This is a genomic window from Gordonia mangrovi (assembly GCF_024734075.1).
Classification (GTDB): domain Bacteria; phylum Actinomycetota; class Actinomycetes; order Mycobacteriales; family Mycobacteriaceae; genus Gordonia; species Gordonia mangrovi.
The window spans coordinates 4,290,257-4,308,394 of the sequence record NZ_CP102850.1 but is presented as its reverse complement, the minus strand read 5'-3'; the positions used below and the strand labels follow the sequence as shown (position 1 = coordinate 4,308,394).

The 18,138-nt window shown below is 67.9% G+C and carries 10 protein-coding genes and 1 tRNA gene; 4 read left to right on the top strand and 7 right to left on the bottom strand.

Annotated features, from left to right (window positions below; genetic code table 11):
- Positions 1–112: 112 nt before the first annotated feature.
- The 5 genes from NWF22_RS19565 to NWF22_RS19545 form a co-directional block, all read right to left on the bottom strand.
- Positions 113–185, bottom strand: a tRNA-Arg gene (locus tag NWF22_RS19565).
- Between the two features lie 80 nt (positions 186–265).
- Positions 266–2,875 carry an ATP-binding protein gene (locus tag NWF22_RS19560; RefSeq protein ID WP_160903319.1) on the bottom strand — a complete coding sequence of 870 codons (2,610 nt, stop codon included), beginning with the start codon at positions 2,873–2,875 and terminating at the stop codon, positions 266–268.
- Positions 2,872–4,116, bottom strand: coding sequence for a metallophosphoesterase family protein (locus tag NWF22_RS19555; RefSeq protein WP_202398782.1), 1,245 nt, complete (start codon positions 4,114–4,116; stop codon positions 2,872–2,874). The genes NWF22_RS19560 and NWF22_RS19555 overlap by 4 nt, the downstream gene beginning before the upstream one ends.
- A gap of 92 nt (positions 4,117–4,208) precedes the next feature.
- Positions 4,209–5,741: an MFS transporter gene (locus tag NWF22_RS19550; protein ID WP_160903318.1), complete on the bottom strand. Its 1,533-nt coding sequence runs from the start codon at positions 5,739–5,741 to the stop codon at positions 4,209–4,211.
- A complete protein-coding gene (locus NWF22_RS19545; protein WP_160903317.1) occupies positions 5,738–6,367 on the bottom strand; it encodes a PadR family transcriptional regulator in 630 nt (209 codons plus the stop codon). Before NWF22_RS19545 ends, NWF22_RS19550 begins: the two co-directional genes overlap by 4 nt.
- A gap of 112 nt (positions 6,368–6,479) precedes the next feature.
- Here NWF22_RS19545 and NWF22_RS19540 point away from each other — a divergent pair, with 112 nt between their 5' ends.
- The 4 genes from NWF22_RS19540 (at position 6,480) to NWF22_RS19525 (ending at position 16,129) form a co-directional block, all read left to right on the top strand.
- A complete protein-coding gene (locus tag NWF22_RS19540; RefSeq protein WP_160903316.1) occupies positions 6,480–7,556 on the top strand; it encodes a glutathione S-transferase family protein in 1,077 nt (358 codons plus the stop codon).
- Positions 7,549–8,298 (top strand): hypothetical protein, encoded by a 750-nt coding sequence (locus NWF22_RS19535; protein WP_160903315.1) that lies wholly within the window; start codon positions 7,549–7,551, stop codon positions 8,296–8,298. Before NWF22_RS19540 ends, NWF22_RS19535 begins: the two co-directional genes overlap by 8 nt.
- A gap of 20 nt (positions 8,299–8,318) precedes the next feature.
- Positions 8,319–12,155, top strand: coding sequence for an ABC transporter ATP-binding protein (locus tag NWF22_RS19530; protein ID WP_258321442.1), 3,837 nt, complete (start codon positions 8,319–8,321; stop codon positions 12,153–12,155).
- 137 nt (positions 12,156–12,292) lie between these two features.
- Positions 12,293–16,129 (top strand): multifunctional oxoglutarate decarboxylase/oxoglutarate dehydrogenase thiamine pyrophosphate-binding subunit/dihydrolipoyllysine-residue succinyltransferase subunit, encoded by a 3,837-nt coding sequence (locus NWF22_RS19525; protein ID WP_160903313.1) that lies wholly within the window; start codon positions 12,293–12,295, stop codon positions 16,127–16,129.
- 254 nt (positions 16,130–16,383) lie between these two features.
- Here NWF22_RS19525 and NWF22_RS19520 read toward each other — a convergent pair whose 3' ends face one another.
- Together NWF22_RS19520 and NWF22_RS19515 are read right to left on the bottom strand one after the other, a co-directional pair.
- Positions 16,384–17,223, bottom strand: coding sequence for an endonuclease domain-containing protein (locus NWF22_RS19520; protein WP_160903312.1), 840 nt, complete (start codon positions 17,221–17,223; stop codon positions 16,384–16,386).
- Positions 17,224–17,405: 182 nt separating this feature from the next.
- The gene (locus tag NWF22_RS19515) at positions 17,406–17,975 is read right to left on the bottom strand and encodes a TetR/AcrR family transcriptional regulator (protein ID WP_160903415.1); all 570 of its coding nucleotides are present in this window, start codon (positions 17,973–17,975) and stop codon (positions 17,406–17,408) included.
- Positions 17,976–18,138 lie beyond the last annotated feature (163 nt).

Genomic DNA, 18,138 nt, shown 5'->3' with positions numbered 1-18,138 from the left:
CTCCTGCCAAATGCAGAAACCTCACCTGTCGGCACCGACCTTCGTCGTGCGGAAGGTCGGTGGCGAGAGGTGAGGTCTTTGGCGTGTCGGCCGGGTGGCCGGGATGTCACTGTGCCCCCGATAGGATTCGAACCTATGGCCTTCTGCTCCGGAGGCAGACGCTCTATCCCCTGAGCTACGGGGGCTCATCGGGCGAGGGTTAGCGTAGCGCACCCGTCACGGTGATCCCAAAACCGCCGCGGCGCGTCGAATCTGCCGCCGGTCCTCAGACGGCGACGATCTCGGCGTCGTCGACACCCCGATATCGGTCGGGGCTGCAGGTCAGCACGATGACCTGGGCATCGCGACCCGCTGCGGTGAGTACCTGCGCCATGGCGGCGATCCGGCGCGGATCGCTGTATCCGAGCGCATCGTCGACCAGCACCGGCACCCCGTCGGCCTCGTCGACGAGCGTGGCGCAGGCCAGCCGGGTGAGCAGCGCCAATTGCTCGCGCGCACCGCCGGACAACGCCTCGTGTCCGATGGTGACGCCATCGACGGTGCGCGACACCACATCCAGGTTGTCGTCGACATCGAAGCGAACCCCCTCCCCGAAGACGTGCGCACCCAGTTCCTCCAGCCGACGGGCGAACGGATCGGCGTAGCGTGTGCGCGCCTGTCGGCGCTTGTCGACGAGGGTGCGGTACAGCAATTCGGCGGCGTCGGCGCGCCGCTGCACGCGGTCCCGGAGCGCCTTGGCAGCCTCGAGTTCTGCCGAGGCGTCCTGCAGGATGTCCAGCCGCGACTCGTCGCGGTAGAGCTCGATCCGTGTGCGTAGTTCCGTCGAGGTGCGTTCGAGGTCGGCGTGTTCACGCGCGAGCGCAGCCAGATCGGCCGCCACCCGGTCACGCCGGAATCCGATCTCGGCGACGTCGAGGCGAGCGAGCTGAGCCTCGAGCCGGGCGAGCCGGTCGCGCGCGTCGTGCAGTCGGCCGGCCGCGGCCTCGACCGTCCGACGGGCATCGTCGTCGGTGAGAGCGGCGCACAGGTCCGCGCGCCGGGTGCGTAGGTCGGCCAACTGCTCCGCCAGGTGATCGCGCTGTTCGCGGCCCATCCGGGCCCGGGCGCGCGCCTCGCGGGCGGCCGAGTGCTGCTCGGTGACCGCGCGTTCGGCCGACATCACCGATTCGGCGAGCTCACGCTCGGTCGCGGCCAGCGATGCGATGTCGTCGGGTTCCGGGTCGGGGCCCGCCGGTTCCTCGGCGAGGAGAGCACGCAATTCGTCGCGTTCGTCGAGCATCGCCCGGTGGCCCCGGTCGCCGATGAGCTCGCGGGTCCGGCGCTGCAACCCTGACTGCCGCTCGACCAGATCTGCCCGCTCACGCGCCCGCTGCGCATGGTCGTCGAGGACGGCGAGGTCGTGCCGCCTGCAGAACGCCGCGATGTCGTTGTCCACGGTCGCGAGCTCGTCGGCCGGGCCGGCGGCGTCGGCGCCGGGCCGTACCGTGACGGCGACCACCCCGGCGACCTCGATGACCGTGTCGGTCACCGCAACCCGATCGGTGGTGGCGGCGACGATCTCGCCGTCCACGGTGACCGGCACCGCGCCGGTGGGCTCGACGGTGAGACGCGCCGTGACCGCCTCCAACCTCGCCTGTGCCACCGCTCGACGGCGGGCCAGATCGACTGCGGTGCGCACGGCCTGCGCGTCAACCGTGTTGCCCCGCAAGGACTCGTCCACCACCGACGAGTCCGTCGCGATGCGATCGAGCTCGGTGAGACGCTCGTCGAGATCGTGCAGGGCGCGACGGTGGTCCCGGATGCGCTGCGCCACCTGTGCGGCCGACAGCGCGGTCCGGGCCGTCTGCCACCGATCACGGACGGCCCGCAGTTCGTCGTCGAGTTGCTGCGCCGAGGCCTCGGCCTGTTCGGCCAGTGCATCGCGGGTGGCGATGTCGCCGTCCAGCCGTTCGGTGTCGGCGGTCGCCGCGGCGATCTGGGTCGCCACCCGGTCTCGGTCGGCCAGGTCTCGCTGCGCGAGTTGACTGACCGCGAGCAGATGCCGCGCTTCGACGCCGGCTGCGGAGATCTCGGACTGCAGGCGCTCGATCTCGGACCAGCTGACGGCGAGTTCGTCCCGCTCCACCTCCCGTAGCTCCCGCGTGCGGGCGAGCTCGGAACGACGATCGAGCAGGTGGCGAAGACGCCGGGCATCTGCGTCCACCGAGTCCCGGGCCGCGCTGAGGGTATGACAACGCTCCTCGAGTTCGTCGACGTCCCGCAGCGCCGCGGCCAACTCCCCGGTGGGACGGCCGTGACCCGCGGTCCGGTAGCGCCGGTACTCGGCTTCGGCCGCGTCGATGAGCGCCTGTTCCTCGACGGTGGCGGCGGAATCCGCTGCGGCGTCGACGGATTCGGAGGCTCGGTCCAGGGCGCGGGCCAGGGCGGCGCTATCCCCGACCGGACGGCCCGCCGCCTCATCCGACTGCAACAACCGAAGGGCGCGGAACAGCGTGAGATCGGCGTGCTGACCGAGGATCTCCATCGCGCGCTCGTGGGCGTCGCGGCCGGTGACGTGCTCGGGACTCGGGGTGTGGACGCTCAGACTGGTCGCCGGCTGCCGGTTGAACCGTTTGAAGTAGGTGAAATGCCAGGCTCCGCAGGATATCTCGGCCTCGACCTCGGTGCCGACATCGCGGCCTGCGGGCATGATCGCGCGCACCTTCGCAGCTTTGCTGTCGGCGCGGGTGTCGATGAGCAGTTCGAGGGCCTCGATCATCGACGACTTGCCCGCCTCGTTGGCACCCTCCACGACGGTCACCCCGCGTTCGGCGAAGCGGATGTCGCGATCGGCGACACCTCGGTAGTCGCGCAGTCGCATCCGATGGATTCTCATCGGGTCCTCCCGGTGAGGCGATGCAGCAGGGCCAGCGCATCGCGCGCGGTGCGCGCTTCGTCGACGTCGGTGCAGCCGGTGCGCTCGAAGAGTTCTTCGGCCGCTTCCCGGACGTATCCGCCGACGCCGAGGTCGTCGAGGTCGGCATCATCGGCGACCACCACGAGATCGTCGGGACCGTCCGGGCGGGTCACCGAGGCGAACCGGTCGGCACATTCGTCGAGCAACTCGTCGAGGACCGCACCTTCGGTGACCGACACCGACCCGACGAGCCGCAACCGGAGCACCACGCGCGGTTTGTCGGGGATGTCATCGAGCCGTGTGCGCAAGGCCTCGATGTCGGCACGGCCCGCGATGTCGGCGGAGATCGTCTGAAATGACCACTGCCCCACCCGATGCGGCACGACGTCGACCTCGCGCGAGGAGCCGGTGCGGCGCAGGGTGACGGCGAGGACGTGGCCGGGCTGCTGTTCGATGTGGTCGAAGTTGGTGACCTCGTGGGCACCCGGATACCAGACCCGGCCGGTGGCTCCGACCGAGGTGACCGAGTGGCGGTCGCCGAGGGCGACGTAGTCGAGCAGTCCGTCGTTGACCGCGTTCTCGAGGGTGGACAGCCCGATGAGGGCCTCGTCGCCGCCGGGCGTCAACGCGTCGACGCCGCCGTGGCCCACCATGATCCGGATGGTGTCGGCGGGCGGCAGGCCGGCCACCTGGGCGGCGACCAGGTCTGCGCCGGGCTGCTTGTGCGACCAGGGGGCCGCTACCAGTTCGACACCCCCGCGCACGCGATGCACCCCGGCACCCGACAGCACGGTGACATTGTCCGGGCAGGACTGCGCGAAGGTGCGCGACCGGTAGATCCCCGCCGCGTCGAAGGGATCGTGGTTGCCCGGCAAGAGGTAGACCGGAATTCCATAGCCGGCGAGGGCATCGAGGGTGCGGCGGACGATCTTGGACGACACCCGATGGTCCTCGAAGACGTCACCGGACACCACGACGAACTCCGCATCCACCTCGGCCGCGAGGGTGCCGATGCGTTCGACGGCCTCGTGGCGGGCCGCGGTGTAGGCATGGGCGGCGTCGGCGTCGAGATAGTGGCGCGTCATCCCCAACTGCCAGTCGGCCGTGTGCAGGAACGTCACCTCGTGCGCGGTCTCGCCCACCGGCGCCGACGACCCGTGCGCGGGCGACGCGTCTCCCGGTGGCGCGAACCCCGGCAACTCGAACAACGGCACGGTCATGTCTCACCTCCCACTCTCGAGCCGCATCCTACGAGCGTCGACCGACACACTGTGGGAGGCGAAGCCGACGTCGGGTGCCGGGGATGCGCGGATCAGGCCGGTGCGACCCGTCCGGGCGCCGCGCTGTCGCCGGCCTGAGTGGGTCCTCCGCCAGGGGCCGCCACCGGTAGCTGGTGGCGGGGTTTGACGAAGAACAGCGCCGCCGCGACGCCGATGAGCAACACAGCGGCGGGCAGATAGAGGGACTGCCCCATGGCGGTGGCGAATCCGTCCCGGACCTCGTCCGGCAGCTGGCCGCCCGCGCTGTGGTGCTCGGTGTCGACACCGGGAAGCAACGTGGCCAGACGCGTCTGCATCAGCGCACCCACCGCCGCACTGCCGAGCACCGAACCGATCATCCGGGTCGTGTTGTACACGCCGGCGCCGGCGCCGGCCTGATGCCAGGGCAGGTTGCGGGTCGCGGTGGCCGCCAGCGGCGCCCAGATCCCGGCTGATGCGACACCCATCAGACACAGCGGGATGATCAGCTGCCACACCGGGGTGGCCGGGCGGGCGATCATGCCCAACCAACCCACCGCGATCGCGTTGAGCAGTAGCGCCGAGGCGATGATGGTGCGCGGATGCACCCGGTCGAGCACGCGACCGACGATCGGCGCGAGCACACCGGTCAACACCGCCATCGGGACCATCATCACCGCAGCCCGGGTGGGCGTCATCCCGCCGACCAACTGCAAGAAGAACATCGTGGGGATCATCAGGCCGGAGATCGCGAAACCCATCGACGCGATGCCGATGTTGGCCAGCGAGAAGTTGCGGTCGGCGAACAGTGACAACGGGACCAGCGGCTCACCATTGATCCGCGACTGCCACCAGACGAACAGCGCCATGCAGACCAGGCCGCCGATGATCAGTGTCCAGATCCACGTATTCCAGCCGTATTTCTCCCCGTCCTGGATGCCGAAGACGAGAGCGAACATGCCCACCGCCGACAGCGCGACCCCGAGCCAGTCGAAGTGGTGATCGTGGGTATCGACGTCAGGAACCAGTATTGCGGCCAAGACCAGACCGACCACGCCGACCGGCAGGTTCACGAAGAAGATCCACTCCCAGCCGAGACCGTCGGTCAGGATGCCGCCGAGCAGCGGGCCCACCAATGTCGCGACGCCGGCCACCGTGCCCCAGACCCCCATGGCCGCACCACGCTTCTCCGGCGGGAAGATACGCGTGATGAGGGCCATGGTCTGCGGGGTGATCAGGGCCGCGCCCACACCCTGGAGGGCGCGTGCGGCGACGAGTTCACCGATGGTGTCGGCGAATCCACACCACACGCTGGCGATCGTGAACAGCAGCAAGCCGAGCTGATAGACCTTCTTCGGCCCGTATTTGTCGCCGAGTCGGCCGGTGATGAGCAGTGGGACCGCGTAGGTGAGCAGGTAGGCGCTGGTCACCCAGACGACGCCGTTCACATCGGTGTCCAGTGCGGTCTGGATCTGCGGTTGCGCCACCGCGACGATCGTCATGTCCACGAGGATCATGAAGAAGCCGACGCACAGCGCCAGCATCGCCGCCCACGGCCGAGTGGTGACCGGCGCGGGCGCGGTCGAGGGGGTTGATGGGGAGGTCATGCTTTTGTGTCCTTCTCGTGCAGCCCGGTGGGGACGGCAGCGGCACGGAAATCCGGGTCGTCGAGCCAGGCGATGGTGTGGGTGGTCAGACGTTTGACAAGGTCGTCGAGCCAGCCGATCTGCGCAACCAATGTGGTTATACGGCAACCGATGTCGAGGTAGAACATCTCCGCCTTGCCGGCCGCGTCGGCGTCGGCGGCACCCGCACGGAGGGTCTGGAGTTCGGCGCGCATCTGTGTGAGTCGGGTGGCGAGCAGTTCGATGACACGCGCCCGTGGCAGCCCGTGGGCCTCTGAGAGGGCGAGATAGAGCTGTGGGTATTCCGTCGGGTGGCCGGCGAGCAATTCCTCCAGGCTGCGCGCCAGGGCGGCGCGGCCGCCGGCGGTGATCCGGTAGATAGTCCGCTCGGGTCGGTTGCCCTCACGCTCCACGTCGTGGACCTCGATCAGCTCCTTGCCGGCCAGTCGATCGACGGTGTGGTAGAGCGTGCCGGGCCGAAATTTGACGAGTCGGTCCTCGCGCCGCTCGATGGTGGTCTGGAACATCTCGTAGGGATGCATGGGCCGCTCGGCCACGAGTCCGAGCACGAGCACCGCCAGCGGCGGCAATGTCCCGTTTGCCGACATGGTCCGTCCTTGAGAGTCGAGGGTGGTTATTCGAAGTCAAATATTCCAGATGGAATATACCGTCTCGAACATCGCCTGCCAACCGTCAGAGCAGATCATTACTGTGGACCGCATGACGACGAACAGCCCGCGCACCGCGGCGAAGCCACCCACCGAAGGGGCGGCGACCGAGCAGGGCGTCTACGTGACCACCGGACAGGAGTTCGTGCGGGATACGAACTACATCGACACCCGGATCACCCGGGACGGCCGCGACGGCTACCCGGTCGAGGCCGGCCGCTACCGCCTCATCGTCGCGCGGGCGTGTCCGTGGGCGAATCGGACGATCATCGTGCGTCGCCTCCTCGGACTCGAAGGCGCCCTGTCGATGGGCATGTGCGGTCCCACGCATGACGCCGATTCCTGGACCTTCGACCTCGATCCCGGTGGTCTCGATCCGGTACTGCAGATACCGCGCCTGAAGGATGCATACGAGAAGAGGTTCCCGGGCTACCCCAAGGGCATCACCGTGCCCGCGGTGGTCGACATCCCGACCGGTGCGGTGGTGACCAACAACTACCCCCAGATCACCGTCGACTTCGAACTCGAATGGACCGACCACCACCGCCCGGGGGCGCCCGACCTGTATCCCGAACATCTGCGCGACGAAATCGACGAGGTCAGCCGGGGGGTGTACACCGAGGTCAACAACGGGGTCTACCGCTGCGGTTTCGCCGGAGACCAGGAGTCCTACGAGAAGGCCTACCACCGGCTCTTCACCAAACTCGACGAACTCTCCGAGCGGTTGTCGACTCGCCGCTATCTGGTCGGCGACACCATCACCGAGGCCGACATCCGGCTGTTCACGACGCTGGCGCGCTTCGACCCCGTCTACCATGGCCATTTCAAGTGCAATCGCAGCAAACTCGCGGAGATGCCGGTGTTGTGGGCCTACGCCCGCGATCTGTTCCAGACGCCCGGGTTCGGCGACACCATCGACTTCACCCAGATCAAACGCCACTACTACGTCGTCCATCGCGACATCAATCCGACCGGGGTGGTGCCGGCGGGGCCGGATCTGGGCAACTGGCTGACCCCGCACCACCGTGCGGAGCTCGGCGGCCGACCCTTCGGCGACGGCACGCCGCCCGGACCACCACCGACCGACGAGGTCGTGCCCGCAGCAGACGGAGTACCCACACATGGCTGAACGCAACAGCTCCGGCAACGGCGCGGGCAACGAGCAGCGTCCGCCCGGCAAGGCCGTCGAGATGACCGGCGGTCTGCTCGATCGCGCGCAGCGTCTGCAGGCGCCTGCAGTCGCCCGATACGTGCGCACTCTGCGCACCGCACACCCAGAGGAGAGCCCGAAGCAGATCATCGCCCGGTTGGAGAAGCTCTACCTGACCGCCGTCACCGGTTCCGGCGGCGCGGTGGGCGCCACGGCCGCGGTCCCCGGCGTCGGCACGATGACCGCATTGGGCGCGATGACCGGTGAGACCGCGTTCTTCCTCGAGGCATCGGCTCTGCTCGCACTGTCGGTCGCCGAGGTGCACGGCATCCCGGTGCACGATTCCGAGCGCCGCAAAACCCTCGTCCTCGCCGTCGCGCTGGGTGAGGAAGGTGTGGTCGCATTGGGCCGCCTCGTCGGCACCCGGGGCGGTGCGCTGCGGCGACTGGGCGGGGCGAGCATCCCCGGCGGCGGCCTGGCGAAGCTCAACAAGACACTCGTGAACAAACTGACCAAGAAGTACGCGTTCAAGCGCGCGCCGCTGCTGTTCGGCAAGCTGATGCCGGCCGGTATCGGCGCCATGATCGGCGGCGTCGGCAACCGAGCCCTGGGCCGACGCGTCATCTCCAACGCGCGCGAGGCATTCGGCCCGCCGCCCGCCACCTGGACGATCGACGGCGATATCGTCGCCGGTACCGGACTTCCGCCGGGACGTCGGTGATCGCCGCGCTCCAATCCCGAGTGCGGCACAGCGCCGACGCGACGCCGTCGGCAACCGACGACGCCCCAACCCGGCGCGGCTGGATCCGCCGGCTCGCCGCCGAGTGCGGACATCACCGCGCATTGGTCACGATCACCCTGACGGTGACCGCGGTGGCGGTCGCGGTCGACCTGATCGCGCCGTTGCTCGCCAAGGCCGCGATCGACCACGCGACGGGCGCCGCCACAGACGGGTGGTCGATCCGACTCATCGTCACCGCCCTCGTGGTGCTGGCGGTGGTGCGCTACGGATGCCAGTTCGGACGTCGGCTGACGGCCGGACGCCTGTCGGTGAGCGTGCAAAACGGGCTGCGCCGCAAGCTGCTCGACACGTTGCTGCACCTCGACGGCAACGCCCAGAACCAGATCCGCACCGGCCAGATCGTGTCGCGGTCCATCTCGGATCTGCAGATCGTGCAGGGACTGCTGGCGATGGCACCGCTGTCGCTGGGGGCAGCGGTCCAGGTGGTCGTCGCCATCGGCATCATGGCGTATCTGTCGCCTCTGCTCACCTGCGTCGCCTTGTCGATCTTCCCGCTGGTCGCCCTGGTGGTGTTCCGGACCCGCCGCAAGCTCTTCGCGGCCACCTGGTCTGCCCAGCAGGCGGCGGCCGACGTCGCACAGCACGTCGAGGAGACCGTCACCGGCGTGCGCGTGGTGAAGGGATTCGGCCAGGAACGCCGCGCGGTCGACGAACTGGTGGGGCTGGGCGCCCGCCTGTACTCCCTGCGATTGCGCGCGGGACGGATCAACGCGCGCTTCACCCCGACGATGGCCGCCATCCCGCAACTCGGCATGGTCGCGGTGATCGCGCTCGGCGGTTATCTCACCATGACCGGTCACATCACCGCAGGCACCTTCCTCGCCTTCGCCACCTACATCGCCTCCATGACGGCGCTGGCCCGACTGCTCACCAACCTCGTGGTGAGCGCCCAGTTGGCGCGGGCCGCGGTGGACCGGGTCTACGACGTCATCGATCACCCGCGCGACCCGGCCGAGCACAACACCGCGACACTGCCCGACGGCCCGGTCGGATTGCGGATGCGCGACGTACGGTTCGCGTTCGGTGATCGGCAAGTGCTCGACGGGGTCGACCTCACCGTGGGACCCGGAGAATGCGTCGCCGTGGTGGGCCGCCCCGGGTCGGGGAAGTCCACACTCGCCGACCTGGCCGGACGCTACTACCGGACCGATTCCGGGGCCGTCGAGCTCCTGGTGGGCGACACCGTCCACCCGGTCGACGAGCTGGCGTCGGATGCCCTCCACGACGCGGTCTCGGTGGTCTTCGACGAGCCGTTCCTGTATTCCGACACCATCGCGGCCAACATCGTCCTGGGTCCGGCGGCCGGCGAGGCCCGGCTCGGCGGTGCGGCCCCCAGCCCCCGACTGGTGGCGGCCGCCGACCGCGCCGACGCCCTCGAGTTCATCGACACGCTCACCGACGGATTCGACACCGTGGTCGGCGAACGCGGGCTCACACTGTCCGGCGGTCAACGGCAACGCGTAGCCCTGGCCCGGGCGCTCTACGGCGGGTCCCGCGTGCTCGTGCTCGACGACGCGACGTCAGCGGTGGACGCCTCCACCGAGGTCCGCATCCTGCGTGGACTACGCAACCGACACCGAACGATGCTGCTGCTGGCACACCGCCGGTCGACGCTGGCGCTGGCCGACCGCGTCGCGGTGCTCGACGGCGGGCGCATCGTCGACATGGGGACGGTCGAGGAGTTGGACGGCCGCTGCGAACTGTTCCGCAGTCTGATGGCGTCGGCCGACCCCGAACAGGTGGGACGTATCGCCACCCCCGAGGTCCCGCGTGGCCCGGAGCTGAACGAACTGTGGCCGGCCACCGCACCCGTCGCCGCACCGGACCGGCCGATCCGGCCGCCGGCCACACCCACGCGGGGTCCGGGCGGCGGGGGTGCCCGAGGCGGCGGGGGCATGGGCGGTGCACTCGGCTCCATGCCCGCGACACCCGAGCTCGAGGCCGCGGTCGACACCCTCCCGCCCGCCGACGAAGAGCCCGCCGTCGACGTCGGGGCGGCCCGCTCGGACAACCGTGAGTTCTCCCTGACACAGCTGCTGCGGCCGGTGCGCTGGCTGCTCGGCATCGCGATCGTCACCATCGCGATCGACACGCTCGTCGGGCTGGCCTTCCCCACGCTGGCCCGCACCGTCATCGATGCCGCCACGGACGCCGACGAATCGACCCTGTGGTGGGCCACCGCGGTGGGCGTGGGGTTGGTGGGAATCGGATGGCTGGCCGCCGCCACCATGACGATCACCGCCACCCGGGCCGGCGAACGCGTCCTGTTCGGCCTGCGGGTGCGTAGCTACGCCCACCTGCAACGGCTGGGTCTCGACTACTACGAACGCGAGCTGTCCGGGCGCATCATGACCCGGATGACCACCGACGTCGACGCGCTGTCGACATTCCTGCAGACCGGTCTCTCCACCGCGGTCGTCGCGGCGCTCACCCTGATCGGTGTCACCGTGGCGTTGGTGATCACCGACCCGTTGCTCGGCGCACTGATCCTGCCCGTCTTTCCCGTCCTGATCATCGCCACCGTGGTGTTCCGGCGGATCTCAGCGGTCGCCTACACGCGCTCACGGGAGCTGGTGAGCCTGGTCAACGCCGATTTCCAGGAGAACATCGCCGGCATCAAGACCACACAGACCTATCGACACACTCCCACCGCGACGGCGCGGTTCACCCGTCGGACCGACGAGTGGCTGCGTGCCCGAATGGTCTCCCAGGTCGCGATCTCGATCTACTTCCCGTTCATCACATTCATGTCGGACCTCGCGACCGCGGTGGCCATCGCGGTCGGCGCACAGCAGATCTCCCAGGGATCGCTGTCGGCGGGCACACTGGTCGCCTTCGTCCTCTACCTCTCGATGCTGTTCGGTCCGGTGCAGCAGCTCTCCCAGGTGTTCGACGGGTACCAACAGGCCTCCGTCGGCCTGCGACGTATCGGCGACCTCATCCGCACCCCGAGCTCGCTACAGCACCGCGACACCCACATCGCGGTCCCGACAACGGGTTTCGATGGCCGCGTGGAACTCGACGACGTCACGTTCCGGTACTCCGGCGCCGACCGCGACGCCCTGACCGAGGTCGACCTCACGGTCCCGGCGGGAACATCGCTGGCGCTGGTCGGCAAGACCGGCGCGGGCAAGTCCACCATCGTCAAATTGCTCGCCCGCTACTACGACCCCAGCTCGGGTGCGGTCCGGATGGACGGCCGCGACATCCGCGACCATGCGCTCGAGGACTACCGCGCGCGCATCGGGGTGGTGCCGCAGGAGCCCCACCTGTTCACCGGCACCGTCGCCGACAACATCGCCTACGGCCGACCCGACGCCGATCGTGCAGAGATCGCGGCGGCCGCGGCGGCGGTGGGCGCCGCGGGCATGATCGCCGACCTGCCGGGTGCGATGAACCATCCGATCGGCGAACGAGGACAAGGCCTGTCGTCGGGCCAACGCCAACTGATCGCGCTGGCGCGCGCCGAACTCGTGCACCCCGATCTGTTGCTGCTCGACGAGGCCACCGCCACGCTGGACCAGGCGACCGAAGCCCTCGTGCTGGCCGCCGGCGAGGCACTCACCCACCGGCGGACGTCGGTCATCGTCGCCCATCGCCTGGCCACCGCGGCACGTGCAGACCTGATCGCCGTGGTCGATCAGGGCCGCATCGTCGAGCTGGGAACACACCGCGAGTTGCTGTCGTTGGACGGGAGGTACCGCGCGTTCTGGGATGCGGGTGTCGCCCCGGACGCCGACGGTATCGCCACCGCTGGTGACATGCGCCTCAGATGATGTGTTCGGTGAGGTCAGACGCACAGCGCCGACTCGGCACGCGTACCATCAGCAGGTGGTTCACCGATAGTCTTCACAAGGGACTTGCATGGTGACAAGCGACCCGACACCAGAGGGAATTGAGGCGAGTAGACGCTGTGAGCAGTTCGATTTCAGATTTCGGACAGAACACCTGGCTGGTCGAGGAGATGTACCAGCAATACAAGAAGGACCCGAAGTCGGTCGATCCCAGTTGGCATGACTTCCTGGCCGACTACGACCCGAGCGCGAACGGCTCGTCCGACTCGGCTGCCGGTGACGACACCGCGTCCGCAGCGACCCCCTCCGCTGCGAAGACCACCGCGACCCCCGCCAAGCCCGAGTCCACCGCCAAGCCCGAGTCCGCCCAGAAGAACGAGTCCACCTCGAAGCCTGCGCAGGCCAAGCAGAGCAAGCAGGTGACCCTCGATCAGCAGCCGACCAAGGCCGCTGCTCGCAAGGCCGCCCCGGCCAAGGAATCGACCGCAACCAAGGCCGCCTCCGGCCAGAGCACCGCGAGCCGCGACGGGTCCGCCCGCTCACAAAAGGCCAAGGGACCGGTGAAAGCCTCATCCGCGTCACCCAGCGAAGACGAGAACAAGGTGTTGCGCGGCCCGGCGGCCGCGATCGCCAAGAACATGTCCGCATCGCTGGAGATCCCCACCGCCACCAGCGTGCGCGCCGTCCCGGCGAAACTGATGATCGACAACCGCATCGTCATCAACAACCATCTCGCCCGCACCCGCGGCGGCAAGATCAGCTTCACCCACATCCTCGGCTATGCCATCGTGCAGGCGATCAAGGCGTTCCCGAACATGAACCGCCACTTCGCCGAGGTCGACGGCAAGCCCAACGCAGTCACCCCGGCACACACCAACCTCGGTCTGGCCATCGACCTGGTCGGCAAGGACGGTAACCGCACGCTGGTCGTCGCCGCGATCAAGAACTGCGAAACCATGGGTTTCGCCGAGTTCTACACCGCGTACCAGGACATCGTCCGGCGCGCCCGTGACGGCAAACTGACCGGTGAGGATTTCTCCGGTGTCACCATCTCGCTGACCAACCCCGGCACCATCGGCACGGTGCACTCGGTGCCGCGCCTGATGAAGGGGCAGGGCGCGATCGTCGGTGCCGGCGCGATGGAGTACCCGGCGGAGTTCCAGGGCGCCAGCGACGAGCAGATCGCCGACCTCGGCGTCGGCAAGCTGATGACGCTGACCTCGACCTACGACCACCGCATCATCCAGGGTGCCGAGTCGGGCGACTTCCTGCGCACGATCCACCAGCTGCTGCTCGACGACGCCTTCTACGACGAGATCTTCACCGCATTCCACATCCCCTACGAGCCGGTCCGCTGGCGGCGCGACATCCCGGCCGGCCTGGTCGACAAGAGCACTCGAGTCCTGGAACTCATTGCGGCCTACCGCAACCGGGGCCACCTGATGGCCGACATCGACCCGCTCATGATGGACAGCGACGCGCGCGCCAGCCATCCGGACCTCGATGTACTCACCTACGGCCTCACCCTCTGGGACCTGGACCGCAGCTTCAAGGTCGGCGGCTTCCACGGCCAGGAGAAGATGAAGCTCCGCGATGTGCTGTCGATCCTGCGCGACGCGTATTGCCGGCACGTCGGCGTCGAGTACACCCACATCCTCGAGCCCGAGCAACAGCGCTGGGTGCAGGACCGCGTCGAGATCAAGCACGTCAAGCCGCCGGTCGCCGAGCAGAAGTACATCCTGTCGAAGCTGAACGCCGCCGAGGCGTTCGAGACCTTCCTGCAGACCAAGTACGTCGGCCAGAAGCGCTTCTCCCTCGAGGGCGCCGAGGCCGTCATCCCGATGATGGACGCCGTCATCGACCAGGGTGCCGAGCACAGCCTCAACGAGGTCGTCATCGGCATGCCGCACCGTGGCCGGCTCAACGTGCTCGCCAACATCGTCGGCAAGCCGTACTCGAAGATCTTCACCGAGTTCGAGGGCAACCTGAATCCGTCGCAGGCGCACGGGTCGGGCGACGTGAAGTACCACCTCGGCGCCGAGGGCAAGTACTACCAGATGTTCGGCGACAACGAGATCAACGTGTCGCTGACCGCCAACCCGAGTCATCTCGAGGCGGTCGACCCGGTCCTCGAAGGGCTGGTGCGCGCCAAACAGGATCAGCTCGACGACGACGACCAGTTCTCCGTGCTGCCGCTGATGCTGCACGGCGACGCCGCGTTCGCCGGTCAGGGTGTGGTCGCCGAAACGCTGAACATGGCGATGCTGCCCGGCTATCGCACCGGCGGCACGATCCACATCGTGGTCAACAACCAGGTCGGTTTCACCACGGCACCGGAGCACTCACGCTCGACCGAGTACTGCACCGACGTCGCCAAGATGATCGGTGCGCCGATCTTCCACGTCAACGGCGACGACCCGGAGGCATGCGTCTGGGTGGCCAAGCTGGCCGTCGACTACCGCCAGGCCTTCGGCAAGGACGTCGTCATCGATCTCGTGTGCTTCCGCCGCCGCGGCCACAACGAGGGCGACGACCCCTCGATGACCCAGCCGGCCATGTACGACGTGATCGACACCAAGCGTGGCGTCCGAAAGAGCTACACCGAAGCCCTCATCGGCCGTGGTGACATCTCGACCAAGGAGGCCGAGGACGCCCTGCGCGACTACCAGGGCCAGTTGGAGCGGGTGTTCAACGAGGTCAAGGAGCTCGAGAAATACCACGCCGAACCGAGCCCCTCGATCCAGGCCGATCAGACCCTGCCGACCAAGCTGGTCACCGCCGTCGACAAGGAGGTCCTCGAGGCCATCGGCGACGCGTTCTTCCACACCCCCGACGGATTCGATCCGCATCCACGGGTGAAGCCGGTTCTCGAACGTCGCCACGAGATGTCGCGCCACGGCAACGTGGACTGGGCCTTCGCCGAGTTGCTCGCCTTCGGATCCCTCGTCCTCGAAGGCCGCACCGTGCGGCTGTCCGGACAGGACTCCCGACGCGGCACGTTCACCCAGCGGCACTCGGTGCTCATCGACCGGGACAGGGGCTCGGAGTACACACCGCTCAACAACCTCAAGACCGTCGCCGGCGACAGCGCCGAGGGCCGGTTCATGGTGTACGACTCCCCGCTGTCGGAATTCGCGGTGGTCGGCTTCGAGTACGGCTACTCGGTGGGCAACCCGGACGCGCTGGTCATGTGGGAAGCCCAGTTCGGCGACTTCGTCAACGGCGCCCAGTCGATCATCGACGAGTTCATCTCCTCGGGTGAGGCCAAGTGGGGTCAGCTCTCCGACGTCGTGCTGATGCTGCCGCACGGTCACGAGGGACAGGGCCCCGACCACACGTCTGGCCGGATCGAGCGCTTCCTGCAGTTGTGCGCCGAGGGGTCGATGACGGTGGCGCTGCCGTCCACTCCGTCGAGCTACTTCCACCTGCTGCGCCGGCATGTCCTCGACGGCATCAGCCGGCCACTGATCGTGTTCACCCCGAAGTCGATGCTGCGCAACAAGAAGGCCGTCAGCCCGATCGAGGAGTTCACCGACGACAAGTTCCGTTCGGTCCTCGACGACCCGATGTTCTTGGGCGGCGCCGACCGCAGCAAGGTCAAGCGGGTGCTGTTGGTCAGCGGCAAGCTGTACTACGAACTCGCTGCGCGACGCGACAAGGAGAAGCGCGAGGACATCGCCGTCGTGCGCATCGAGCAGCTCTACCCGGTGCCGCACCGGCGACTGCGCAACACCCTCGAGCAGTATCCCAACGCCGAGGACTTCCGCTGGGTGCAGGAGGAGCCGGCCAACCAGGGTCCGTGGCCGTTCCTCGGCCTGTGGCTGCCCGAGGTGCTGCCGGACGTCCTGAGCGGACTGCGCCGGATCTCGCGTCGCGCGATGTCGGCACCCTCGTCGGGCTCGAGCAAGGTGCACGCCGTCGAGCAGCAGGAGATCCTCGACGAGTGCTTCTCCTGATCTGACCGAGCCGCCGAGCGGTTCCCGACCGAGCGCCACCCCACTTCGCCGGAATCACCTTGGACCGAAACCACGGTGATGTCACCGAAGTGGGGTGGCTGCTTTCTCGCCGACAGAACCCAGAATCTCGCCGACAGAACCCTGCTTTTCGCCGACAGAACCCACAATTCCGGCGACGGAATCGCTCGCCGAGGCTGGTGTCAGAAGTACCCGCCGCGCACGCGCAGCGCCTCCTCGATCTCCATGACGATTCCTCACCGATCGGTCCGCATCCGTTCAGCATTGATACGGATGACGATCCATCCGAGTGCCCTCAGCTTGGCGTCACGCGCTTCGTCATGGGCCTTCTGTTCGGGCGTCGAGTGAAAGTCCTCACCGTCGTACTCGATCGCTATCTTGAGTTGCTCGTACGCGAGATCGATACGCGCGAAGACATGCCCGTCAATCGGATCGGCCACCTCGACCTGCAGATCCGGTGTCGGAAGATCGGCTCGGAACATCAAGAGTCGAAGCCAACTCTCGGGCGGTGATTCCGATCTGCCGTCGACCATCGGTATCAGCGCACGCAGTTGCCGGATCCCGCGGCGCGCTGGGAACTTCTTGACGTAGTCGACCAGGTCCTCGGGGCAGAGGCCGGTCGCCGACGCGAGGTCGTCGAGATGACCGAGAGCGCGCCACTCGGGTGGTACCCGACCGATGTCGAAGGCCGTCCGAAGCACCGAGGTGACCTTCACGCCCTCGATATCCACGACATCGTCGGGCTCGAGGTCGGTGCGATGAACTGCTCGCCCGCGCCCGCGTTTGTTGCCGGCGTCGGGAGCACGGATCAGCTCGACAGTGAAATCCCCGTCATGCCAGGTGCCGCCGTGCATGATCTTGGCGGCGATTCCGCCCACGACCACGCCGTCGGGCGCCGTCTGCGAAGTCGCGATGATCCTCTCACGGGGCGCGAGAACAGCCGCTCGATCCACGTACGTGTCGCCGTGTAGTCGTGTGAACGCGACCGCGAACTGCTCTGCCGACATGTCGGTGAGGGCCACGGCCTTCTTGCGTCGAACAAGGTGCTTGTCGCCATCCGGTGATCTGCGTGCCATGGGGACCATTGCAGGGCACCGGCGCCGCATCGACGACGAGAGCCGAGCGCCTGTGGACAATTCACGCCGCTATCCACAGCCCGCGGAAGGTCGGAGGGTTCTGTCGGCGCAAATCTGGGTTCTGTCGGCGCAAACCTGGGTTCTGTCGGCGAGGTTTGGGGTTCTGTCGGCGAATGTCGGGGTCAGCGCTGGACGACGGCGGCCAGCGCCGGGAGCGAGGCGGTGATGACGCCCAGCAATTCGTCGCGCGTGACGACCGGGTCGGTGAGCCAGCTGATGGTGGTCTCCTCCACGAACGAGATCCACCCCTGCACGGTCATCTCCACCACCGGCGTGACCTCGATACCCAACGCGGGCGCGTGGTCGAAGATCCGGGTCGCCATCACCGCGCGGGTCCGGTCGAACACCTCACGCATGGCCGGGTCGGCACTCGACGAGCCGCGCATGAACGCCGTGTACGCCTCACGATTGGCACTGACGTAGTCGACGAACGCCGACATCGATTCCGAGAGCATCGCCAGTGGATCGCCAAGGGACTCATCGGGAGCAGTGCACTCGAGCATCTCGTCGGCCTGCGCCCGTGCGATCGCGACATGAAAGTCCTGCTTGGACGCGAAGTAGTGGAACAGCAGGGCACGGGAGACGCCGGCGGCCTCAGCGATGGCGTCAATCGACACCTGCTCGAGTGGGCGGTCCCGAACCATCGCCAGGCCCAGCCCGATGAACTGGTCCCGCCGGGCCTCGGGACTCATCCGGGTCCGCTTGGCACTGGGCGCAGAACCTCGGGTCACCGTCACAGCTTACGTTGTCCTCCCGTGCATACTTGCGTGGCGTTCGTGCTGGTCCTATCCACCGTATGACTCTATTGATCAGAGTTCAACAGACTATTGACGCTTATTCAGTAGACCGCTACGG

What these genes read in the sequence shown, in the direction of transcription:
- NWF22_RS19560 (WP_160903319.1), bottom strand. Translation starts at nt 2,875, where the DNA reads ATGAGAATCCATCGGATGCGACTGCGCGACTACCGAGGTGTCGCCGAT.
- NWF22_RS19555 (WP_202398782.1), bottom strand. Translation starts at nt 4,116, where the DNA reads ATGACCGTGCCGTTGTTCGAGTTGCCGGGGTTCGCGCCACCGGGAGAC.
- NWF22_RS19550 (WP_160903318.1), bottom strand. Translation starts at nt 5,741, where the DNA reads ATGACCTCCCCATCAACCCCCTCGACCGCGCCCGCGCCGGTCACCACT.
- NWF22_RS19545 (WP_160903317.1), bottom strand. Translation starts at nt 6,367, where the DNA reads ATGTCGGCAAACGGGACATTGCCGCCGCTGGCGGTGCTCGTGCTCGGA.
- NWF22_RS19540 (WP_160903316.1), top strand. Translation starts at nt 6,480, where the DNA reads ATGACGACGAACAGCCCGCGCACCGCGGCGAAGCCACCCACCGAAGGG.
- NWF22_RS19535 (WP_160903315.1), top strand. Translation starts at nt 7,549, where the DNA reads ATGGCTGAACGCAACAGCTCCGGCAACGGCGCGGGCAACGAGCAGCGT.
- NWF22_RS19520 (WP_160903312.1), bottom strand. Translation starts at nt 17,223, where the DNA reads ATGGCACGCAGATCACCGGATGGCGACAAGCACCTTGTTCGACGCAAG.
- NWF22_RS19515 (WP_160903415.1), bottom strand. Translation starts at nt 17,975, where the DNA reads ATGAGTCCCGAGGCCCGGCGGGACCAGTTCATCGGGCTGGGCCTGGCG.